The organism is Streptomyces sp. 8K308, from assembly GCF_004348315.1.
Lineage (GTDB): Bacteria > Actinomycetota > Actinomycetes > Streptomycetales > Streptomycetaceae > Streptomyces.
This window is the reverse complement of the sequence record NZ_SMKC01000314.1, coordinates 1-8139: the sequence shown is the minus strand read 5'-3', so window position 1 is coordinate 8139 and position 8139 is coordinate 1. Positions and strand designations below refer to the sequence as shown.

The following is an 8139-nucleotide window of genomic DNA, read 5'->3' as shown; positions in this document are numbered from 1 at the left end:
GGCGAGCCCGCAGGGGCCCGCCGGCAGGCAGACCACGGTGATGCCGGCGGCCGCGAGCCGCCCGGCCACCCGCGCCGCGGCCTCAGGCGCCAGCAGCGAAAGGCCGCCGCAGGGGCCGATCGCCACCCCCGACCGGCAGGCGCCGGCCGCCGAGGCGAGCCTGGCGAGCCGCGCCGGGTCGCCGCCGTCCGTGTGCAGGTCGATCGCGCAGCCGTGCTCGTCCGCGATGCCGAGCACGACATCCAGATAACCGGCCGGATCGGGATCCAGGTCGGGCGAGCCGCCGAGCACCCCGGCGCCCATCTTGGCAGCCTCGGTCAGCAGCGCCCGGTTCTCGGCCCCGGCGAGGCCCGTCAGCAGCCGGGGCACCGCGACGACGCTCAGCTCGGCGAGCCCGCGCAGCGCCCGCGCCGTCTCCAGGGCGGCCTCGAGCGCCGCGAGCGACTCGGCGCCGCCGATCCTGACGTGGCTGCGCTGAGCGGTGGCCCCGTGCCCGAGCTGGATCAGCGCCGCCTCGGTGATCCGGCGGCGCAGGGCCGCCGGGGTGGTGGCGGGCGGCCCGCCGCCAGAGCCGGTCAGGGCCGTGTCGTGGTGGGCGTGCGGCTCGGCGGGGGCCGGGAGCAGCAGGTAGCCGGAGAGATCGGCCTCCCGCGCGCCGGCGGGCGGGGTCAGGCTGCCCGGGGTGCCGACGGCCTCGATCCGCTCCGCGCTCAGCAGGAGGTCGACGGTGCGCCCGTCGGCGAGCCGAGGTCCCCTGAGTGCAAGCATCGGCATGGAGCGTACGGGGCGAGCGGGGCCGGGGAGGGCAAGGAGCGAATAGTCGTACCACCGTGGTGGTTGCCGGTTGCTCCCCACTCTCTATGGATTTCTCCTTCTGCCCGGGACCGTGTAATCTCTTCAGCGCTCGCCCCAATAGCTCAGTCGGCAGAGCGTCTCCATGGTAAGGAGAAGGTCAACGGTTCGATTCCGTTTTGGGGCTCTGGGATGTCGGGTCTCCGTCATCGGACGGGGACTCTCATCTCAGGGCGGCGTAGCTCAGTCGGTAGAGCAAACGGCTCATAATCGTTGTGTCACCGGTTCAAGTCCGGTCGCCGCTACCCGCAGTAGCCGATTGAGGGCTAGGTCCTCCGATCGGCTACTCTCTCTGTGTTGAAGCAAGTGTTTTACCCGTCCATCCGTCAAGGAGCACTCACGTGGCTGCCACCGACGTCCGCCCGAAGATCACGCTGGCCTGCGTGGAGTGCAAGGAGCGGAACTACATCACCAGGAAGAACCGGCGCAACGACCCGGACCGCCTGGAGATGAAGAAGCACTGCCCGCGTTGCAACGCGCACACCGCGCACCGCGAGACCCGCTAACAGCGACCGCAGAGTTTCGTAGACGAGGCCGCTCCCCTGCCCGGGGGGCGGCCTCGTAGTCTGTCTGGCCGCGTCACCGTCAGGCCAGGCAGTCGAGTCGAGAGGGATCCCATGCCACTGGACGAGTCCTTCGTCGGGCGGAGCTATCCGCCCACCGCCCCCTACGAGGTGGGGCGGGAGAAGATCCGCGAGTTCGCCGAGGCCATCGGGGACGCCAACCCGGCCTACACGGACCCGGAGGCCGCCAGGGCGCTCGGCCACCCGGACGTGATCGCCCCGCCGACCTTCGTGTTCTCCATCACCTTCGCGGCGGCCCAGACGGTCATCCAGGACCCGCAGCTCGGCCTCGACTACAGCCGGGTGGTACACGGCGACCAGAAGTTCGCCTACGCCCGCCCGGTGCGCGCCGGCGACCGGCTCTCGGTGACCTCGGTCATCGAGGCGGCGAGCTCGCGCGCCGGCAACGAGATCGTGGACGTGCGCGGCGAGGTGCACGACGCGAGCGGCGAACACGTGGTGACCGTGCACACCAAGCTGGTGGCCAGGATGAGCGGGGCGGGGGAGTAGGCGTGGCGGCGAGGATCGCGTACGCGGACGTCGAGGTCGGGACCGAGCTGCCGGGCGCCGTCTTCCCGGTCGACCGCGCCACGCTGGTGCGGTACGCGGGCGCCTCCGGCGACTTCAACCCCATCCACTGGAACGAGCGGTTCGCCAAGGAGGTGGGCCTGCCCGACGTCATCGCGCACGGCATGTTCACCATGGCCGAGGCCGGGCGCGTCGTCACCGACTGGGTCGGCGACCCGGGCGCGGTGCTCGAGTACAGCGTGCGCTTCACCAAGCCGGTCGTCGTCCCCGACGACGACAAGGGCGCGGAGATCGAGGTCACGGCCAAGGTCGCCGCCCTCCTCGACGACGAGGCCCGCACGGTCCGCGTCGACATCACCGCCCGCAGCGCCGGCCAGAAGGTCCTCGGCCTCGCCCGAGCCGTCGTTCGTCTGGCCTGACGGGTCGCCCTGGCGGGCTGAGCGCCTCGAAGGGACCCGAGCCGGCTGCCTCCGGCGGGGTGTTTCCCCCGCCCGCCCTTTCCCGGCTCCGCCGGAGACGGGCCTCCGGCCCGGGGGGCCGGGGCGCGAGCCCGCGCGGTGCACGGGCGGCTCGGCCGGCGCTGCCGGCGCGAGGAAGCCGTGCCGCCGGGCGCCGGTCCGGCCCGGCGGTGCTGGGCCGGACCTCTCGGGCCGAAGGCCCCACTCCCGATCCGAGTCGGTGCGCCGCACGGGCCGGAGGCCGGCTTCGCCGGCGCCGCCCGGCAACAAGGGCAAGCTTGCCGCCGGCCCGCGAAACGGGCGTCCAGCCCGTTGTGCCGGCTCTGCCGGGCCTTCGGTCTCAACGAGCGGAGGCGCGGCTGTGCCGCGCGCCGGTTCGCCCGCGAGGCGGTCACCCGGCCGCCTCGTTCCGGCTCCGCCGGGGCGGGGTGGCTCACCGGTCAGCCGTAGCCGGCGGCCCTTCCAGCCGTCGCGCCCGGCAGGGCGCATACCCTGAGACGGTGCAGGAGACCCATAACGCATCGCTCGCGCCCCTGACCACCCTCCGGGTCGGAGGGCCGGCGCGGCGGCTCGTGGTGGCCGAGACCGACGACGAGGTGGTCGCCGAGGTGCGCGCGGCCGACGAGGCCGGGACGCCGCTGCTGGTCGTCGGCGGCGGCAGCAATCTGCTCGTCGGCGACGCCGGCTTCCCCGGCACCGCGCTGCGCGTCGCCACCACGGGGCACCACCTCGACGGCACCCGCCTGGAGCTCGCCGCCGGCGAGACCTGGTCGGACGCCGTCGCCCGCACGGTGGACGCCGGCCTCGCCGGCGTCGAGTGTCTGGCCGGCATCCCCGGCTCAGCCGGGGCCACGCCGATCCAGAACGTCGGCGCCTACGGCCAGGAGGTCTCCTCCGTCATCACCGAGGTCGTCGCCTACGATCGGGCCGCCCGCGCCGTCGTCACCATTCCGGGCGCCGAGTGCGGCTTCGCCTACCGGCACAGCCGGTTCAAGGCCGAGCCCGACCGCCACGTCGTGCTGCGGGTCCGCCTGGAGCTCGAGGACGCCGGCGGGCTCTCGGGACCCATCCGCTACGCCGAGGCCGCCAGGCTGCTCGGCGTGGCCCCCGGCGCCCGGGTGCCGGTCGGCACCGCCCGCGAGGCCGTCCTCAAGCTGCGCACCGGCAAGGGTATGGTGCTCGACCCCGAGGACCACGACACCTGGTCAGCCGGCTCGTTCTTCACCAACCCGATCCTGGACGACGCCGCGTACGCCGCCTTCCTCGCCCGCGTCGCCGACCGCCTCGGGTCCGACGTCACCCCGCCCGCCTACCCGGCGGGCGAGGGCCACACCAAGACCTCGGCCGCCTGGCTGATCGACCGGGCCGGCTTCACCAAGGGCTACGGTACGGGCCGCGCCCGCATCTCGGGCAAGCACACCCTCGCCCTCACCAACCGCGGCGCGGCCACGGCCGGCGACGTGCTCGCCCTCGCCCGCGAGGTGCGGGACGGGGTCAGGGCCGCGTTCGGCGTCACCCTGGTCAACGAGCCGGTGCTGGTCGGCGTCGAGCTCTGACCGCCGCACCGCCCCTCAGACCGCCAGCCACTCGTCGATCGAGACCAGGATCTTCTCCCGCACGTCGTCAGGCGCCGCCGACGCCCGCACCGACTGGCGGGCGAGCTCGGCCAGCTCGGCGTCGTCGAAGCCGTGGTGCTCCCGCGCGATCTCGTACTGCGCGGCCAGCCGCGAGCCGAAGAGCAGCGGGTCATCGGCGCCGAGCGCCATCGGCACGCCGGCCGCCCACAGGGTCCGCAGCGGCACCTCGGCCAGCGTCTCGTAGACCCCGAGCGCCACGTTGGACGCGGGGCACACCTCGCACGTCACCCGCGCCGCGGCCAGCCGCTCCAGCAGATAGGGGTCCTCGGCCGCCCGTACCCCGTGGCCGATCCTGGCGGCCCGCAGGTCGTCAAGGCAGTCGCGGACGCTCGCCGGGCCCGACAGCTCACCGCCGTGCGGCGCGGCCAGCAGCCCGCCGTCCCTGGCGATCGCGAAGGCCCGGTCGAAGTCGCGCGCCATGCCCCGGCGCTCGTCGTTGGAGAGGCCGAACCCGACCACGCCCCGGTCCCGGTAGCGGACGGCGAGGCGGGCCAGCGTGCGGGCGTCGAGCGGGTGCCTGATCCGGCTGGCCGCCACCAGCACCCGCATGCCGAGGCCGGTCTCCCGCGACGTGGTCTCCACCGCGTCCAGGATGATCTCCAGCGCCGGGATCAGGCCGCCGAGCCGCGGCGCGTACGACGTCGGGTCGACCTGGATCTCCAGCCAGTGGGAGCCGTCCGCCAGGTCCTCCTCGGCCGCCTCGCGCACCAGCCGCTGGATGTCCTCGGGCGCCCGCAGGCAGGCGCGCGCCGCGTCGTAGAGCCGCTGGAAGCGGAACCAGCCCCGCTCGTCCGTGGCCCGCAGCCGCGGCGGCCGGCCCCCGCTCAGCGCGTCCGGCAGGCTGACCCCGTACTTGTCGGCCAGCTCGAGCAGCGTGCCGGGGCGCATCGACCCAGTGAAGTGCAGATGCAGGTGCGCCTTGGGGAGCGACCGGACGTCACGAACACGATCCATTGTCAGATCCTGCCGTATACCCCGCGACGTCCGGTAGTCGCATACCCCCCAGGGGGAGACGCCCGAACCTCAGTCCCGCGCCTCGGCCAGCAGCTTCTGGATCCGCGAGACGCCCTCGACCAGGTCGTCGTCGCCGAGCGCGTAGGAGAGCCGCAGGTAGCCCGGGGTGCCGAACGCCTCGCCCGGGACCACCGCGACCTCGGCCTCCTCGAGCAGCACCCCGGCGAGCTCCAGGCTGGTGGCGGGCCGCCGGCCCCTGATCTCCTTGCCGAGCAGCGCCTTGATCGACGGGTAGGCGTAGAACGCGCCCTCCGGCTCCGGGCAGTCGACGCCCTCGATCTCGTTGAGCATCCGCACGATGGTGCGGCGGCGCCGGTCGAAGGCCGACCGCATCTCGGCCACCGCCGTCAGGTCGCCGGAGACCGCCGCGAGCGCCGCCGCCTGCGCCACGTTGCTCACGTTGGAGGTGGCGTGCGACTGGAGGTTGGTGGCGGCCTTCACGATGTCCTGCGGGCCGATCAGCCAGCCCACCCGCCAGCCGGTCATGGCGTACGTCTTGGCGACGCCGTTGACGATCACGCAGCGGTCGGCGAGCTCCGGCAGCAGCGCCGGCAGCGAGCTGAACTCGGCGTCGCCGTACACCAGGTGCTCGTAGATCTCGTCCGTGAGCACCCACAGGCCGTGCTCCACGGCCCAGCGGCCGATCGCCTCGGTCTGCTCCCGCGAGTACACCGCGCCGGTCGGGTTGGACGGCGAGACGAACAGCAGCACCTTGGTGCGCTCGGTGCGGGCCGCCTCCAACTGCTCGACGCTCACCCGGTATCCGGTGGTCTCGTCCGCGACCACCTCGACGGGCACGCCGCCCGCGAGCCGGATCGACTCGGGGTACGTGGTCCAGTAGGGAGCGGGCACGATCACCTCGTCGCCCGGGTCGAGCAGGGCCGCGAACGCCTCGTAAATCGCCTGCTTTCCGCCGTTGGTCACCAGGACCTGGGACGGCGTGATCGTCAGGCCCGAGTCGCGCAGCGTCTTGGCGACCAGCGCCTCCTTCAGCTCCGGCAGCCCGCCCGGCGGCGTGTAACGGTGGAACCGGGGGGCCCGGCAGGCCTCGACGGCCGCCTCGACGATGTAGTCGGGGGTGGGGAAGTCGGGTTCGCCGGCGCCGAACCCGATCACCGGACGGCCGGCGGCCTTCAGGGCCTTCGCCTTGGCGTCCACGGCCAGCGTGGCCGACTCGGAGATGGCGCCGATCCGGGCCGAGACCCGGCGGGCTTCTGGAGCTGGGGATGTCGCGGCACTCATAGGGGCATCGTCCCAGACATGGCACTGCTGTGGCACATGAGATCTCCCACCGATCGCTACCGAGGCGCTCCTACCCGTTCGACGGGCGGCGATTCACCACGTACACTCCTCACCGGTGGCGCTTCCGATGCGGTACGTTGTCGGGCACCACGCGGCAAAGGGTCGTAGCTCAATTGGTAGAGCACTGGTCTCCAAAACCAGCGGTTGGGGGTTCAAGTCCCTCCGGCCCTGCTACACGTAAGGTGAACAGCCGTCCGGGTGGCCGGGCGGCCTTTGACCATGACCGGGATCAGGTGAGGACGAGTGGCTGGGATCACAGACTCCGTGGAGACCCCCGAGCCCCAGCCCCAGGGGGAGGGCACCGGCAAACGCCGCGGCCGCCGCGCCAAGCGCGGCCCGCTGGGCCGGCTCGCACTCTTCTACCGCCAGGTCGTCGCCGAGCTCCGCAAGGTCGTCTGGCCCTCCAGGCGTCAGCTCTCGACCTACACGACGGCCGTGATCGTCTTCGTGATCGTCGTCATCTGCATCCTGACCGTGATTGACTTTGGATTCAGCCGAGCCGTCGAGTACGTCTTCGGCTGACGTATCACCTCCGTGTCGTAAGTCAGGAAGAAGCAGCTACCGTGTCTGACCCGAACCACAATGACGCCGCGTCCGCCGAGGTCGAGGGCGAGGGCACCGCGCGTGACATTGTCGAGGCAGCGGACACCGTCGACCAGGACGAAGCTGCCGACGTCGCGGCCGGCGAGTCCGCTGAAGAGGCCGCGGTGCGCGTCGAGGACGAGCCCGGCGAGGGCGAAGAGGCAGTAGAGGAGCCGGTCGACCCCGTGGCGCAGCTCCGCGAGGAGCTGCGGGTGCTCCCCGGCGAGTGGTATGTCGTGCACACCTACGCGGGCTACGAGAACCGCGTGAAGACCAACCTCGAGCAGCGCGCCGTCTCGCTCAACGTCGAGGACTACATCTTCCAGGTCGAGGTGCCCCAGGAAGAGGTCGTCCAGATCAAGAACGGCGACCGTCGCACCATCAAGCAGAACAAGCTGCCGAGCTACGTCCTGGTGCGGATGGACCTGACCAACGAGTCCTGGGGCGTGGTCCGCAACACCCCGGGCGTCACCGGCTTCGTGGGCAACGCCTACGACCCGTACCCGCTGACGCTGGACGAGATCGTCAAGATGCTGGCCCCCGAGGCCGAGCAGAAGGCCGCCGCCGAGGCGGGCGCCGAGGGCGCGGCGGCCGGTGGCCGCAAGGTCGAGGTCCAGGTCCTCGACTTCGAGGTCGGCGACTCGGTCACCGTCACCGACGGCCCGTTCGCGACGCTCCAGGCCACGATCAACGAGATCAACCCGGACTCCAAGAAGGTCAAGGGCCTCGTCGAGATCTTCGGCCGCGAGACCCCGGTCGAGCTGAGCTTCGACCAGATCCAGAAGAACTGAGCGCATAGGCGCGACACAGGGCTGCTGCCCGCGGTGATCCGCGGGGCAGCAGCCCTGTGCGCGTTCCACGGGGTTCGCGGCCGATCCCGCTCGTCACGCATTACCGATTCCTTACCGCTGTCGCCGGATGGCTCTGGGGCCGGTGTCCACGTCCTTGGATGCTCGGGACATTGGCTACCGGGAACGGAGACGACGATGAGCCGGGTGAGGCGTGTGGCGACCAGGCCGCTGGTGGTGGCGGCGGCTCTGGTCACGTTGGCGGTCGGCGGTTTCGGGCTGTACTGGTTCGAGCCGTGGACCCTGTGGGTGGACAGGGAGGTCAACGAGGAACTGCCCGTGGCCATGACGACTCCCCGTCCTGAGGCGAGCGCGGCGCCCGAGGCGACGGACAGCGCGGAGGAGGGCGCGGGCG

Annotated in this window: 8 protein-coding genes, 3 tRNA genes and 2 pseudogenes; 10 read left to right on the top strand and 3 right to left on the bottom strand. The window is 72.3% G+C overall.

What is annotated here, in order from left to right; all coding sequences use genetic code 11:
* Positions 1-768 (bottom strand): annotated as a pseudogene (locus E1265_RS29520) (hydrolase); the annotation flags it as partial.
* Between the two features lie 138 nt (positions 769-906).
* On the opposite strand from E1265_RS29520, the gene E1265_RS29515 reads away from it, so the two are divergent.
* From E1265_RS29515 to E1265_RS29490, 6 genes are all read left to right on the top strand, one after another.
* Positions 907-979 (top strand) — tRNA-Thr (locus E1265_RS29515).
* 45 nt (positions 980-1024) lie between these two features.
* Positions 1025-1097 (top strand) — tRNA-Met (locus tag E1265_RS29510).
* A gap of 96 nt (positions 1098-1193) precedes the next feature.
* Positions 1194-1358, top strand: a complete 165-nt coding sequence (rpmG, locus tag E1265_RS29505; protein WP_077059582.1) for a 50S ribosomal protein L33 — start codon at positions 1194-1196, stop codon at positions 1356-1358.
* A gap of 111 nt (positions 1359-1469) precedes the next feature.
* The gene (locus tag E1265_RS29500) at positions 1470-1925 is read left to right on the top strand and encodes a MaoC family dehydratase N-terminal domain-containing protein (RefSeq protein ID WP_132934051.1); all 456 of its coding nucleotides are present in this window, start codon (positions 1470-1472) and stop codon (positions 1923-1925) included.
* A gap of 2 nt (positions 1926-1927) precedes the next feature.
* Positions 1928-2362 carry a MaoC family dehydratase gene (locus E1265_RS29495; RefSeq protein ID WP_132934050.1) on the top strand — a complete coding sequence of 145 codons (435 nt, stop codon included), beginning with the start codon at positions 1928-1930 and terminating at the stop codon, positions 2360-2362.
* 59 nt (positions 2363-2421) lie between these two features.
* Positions 2422-3957 carry a UDP-N-acetylmuramate dehydrogenase gene (locus E1265_RS29490; RefSeq protein ID WP_347877261.1) on the top strand — a complete coding sequence of 512 codons (1536 nt, stop codon included), beginning with the start codon at positions 2422-2424 and terminating at the stop codon, positions 3955-3957.
* 15 nt (positions 3958-3972) lie between these two features.
* Here the strand turns inward: E1265_RS29490 and E1265_RS29485 are convergent, their stop codons facing one another.
* Together E1265_RS29485 and E1265_RS29480 are read right to left on the bottom strand one after the other, a co-directional pair.
* On the bottom strand, positions 3973-4992 hold the full coding sequence (locus tag E1265_RS29485) for an adenosine deaminase (RefSeq protein WP_132934048.1): 1020 nt from the start codon (positions 4990-4992) through the stop codon (positions 3973-3975).
* Positions 4993-5061: 69 nt separating this feature from the next.
* Positions 5062-6294 carry a pyridoxal phosphate-dependent aminotransferase gene (locus tag E1265_RS29480; protein WP_132934047.1) on the bottom strand — a complete coding sequence of 411 codons (1233 nt, stop codon included), beginning with the start codon at positions 6292-6294 and terminating at the stop codon, positions 5062-5064.
* 158 nt (positions 6295-6452) lie between these two features.
* Between E1265_RS29480 and E1265_RS29475 the strand changes: the two genes are divergently transcribed.
* From E1265_RS29475 to E1265_RS29460, 4 genes and pseudogenes are all read left to right on the top strand, one after another.
* Positions 6453-6525: transfer RNA gene (locus E1265_RS29475), tRNA-Trp, on the top strand.
* A gap of 81 nt (positions 6526-6606) precedes the next feature.
* On the top strand, positions 6607-6876 hold the full coding sequence (gene secE / locus E1265_RS29470; protein ID WP_132934052.1) for a preprotein translocase subunit SecE: 270 nt from the start codon (positions 6607-6609) through the stop codon (positions 6874-6876).
* Positions 6877-6917: 41 nt separating this feature from the next.
* A complete protein-coding gene (nusG, locus tag E1265_RS29465; RefSeq protein WP_132934046.1) occupies positions 6918-7727 on the top strand; it encodes a transcription termination/antitermination protein NusG in 810 nt (269 codons plus the stop codon).
* A 195-nt stretch (positions 7728-7922) separates the two neighbouring features.
* Positions 7923-8139: pseudogene (locus tag E1265_RS29460) on the top strand (electron transporter); the annotation flags it as partial.

Bases quoted from the DNA above. Each gene is read 5' to 3' on its own strand.
- E1265_RS29500 (WP_132934051.1), top strand. From the start codon at position 1,470: ATGCCACTGGACGAGTCCTTCGTCGGGCGGAGCTATCCGCCCACCGCC.
- E1265_RS29485 (WP_132934048.1), bottom strand. From the start codon at position 4,992: ATGGATCGTGTTCGTGACGTCCGGTCGCTCCCCAAGGCGCACCTGCAT.
- E1265_RS29480 (WP_132934047.1), bottom strand. From the start codon at position 6,294: ATGAGTGCCGCGACATCCCCAGCTCCAGAAGCCCGCCGGGTCTCGGCC.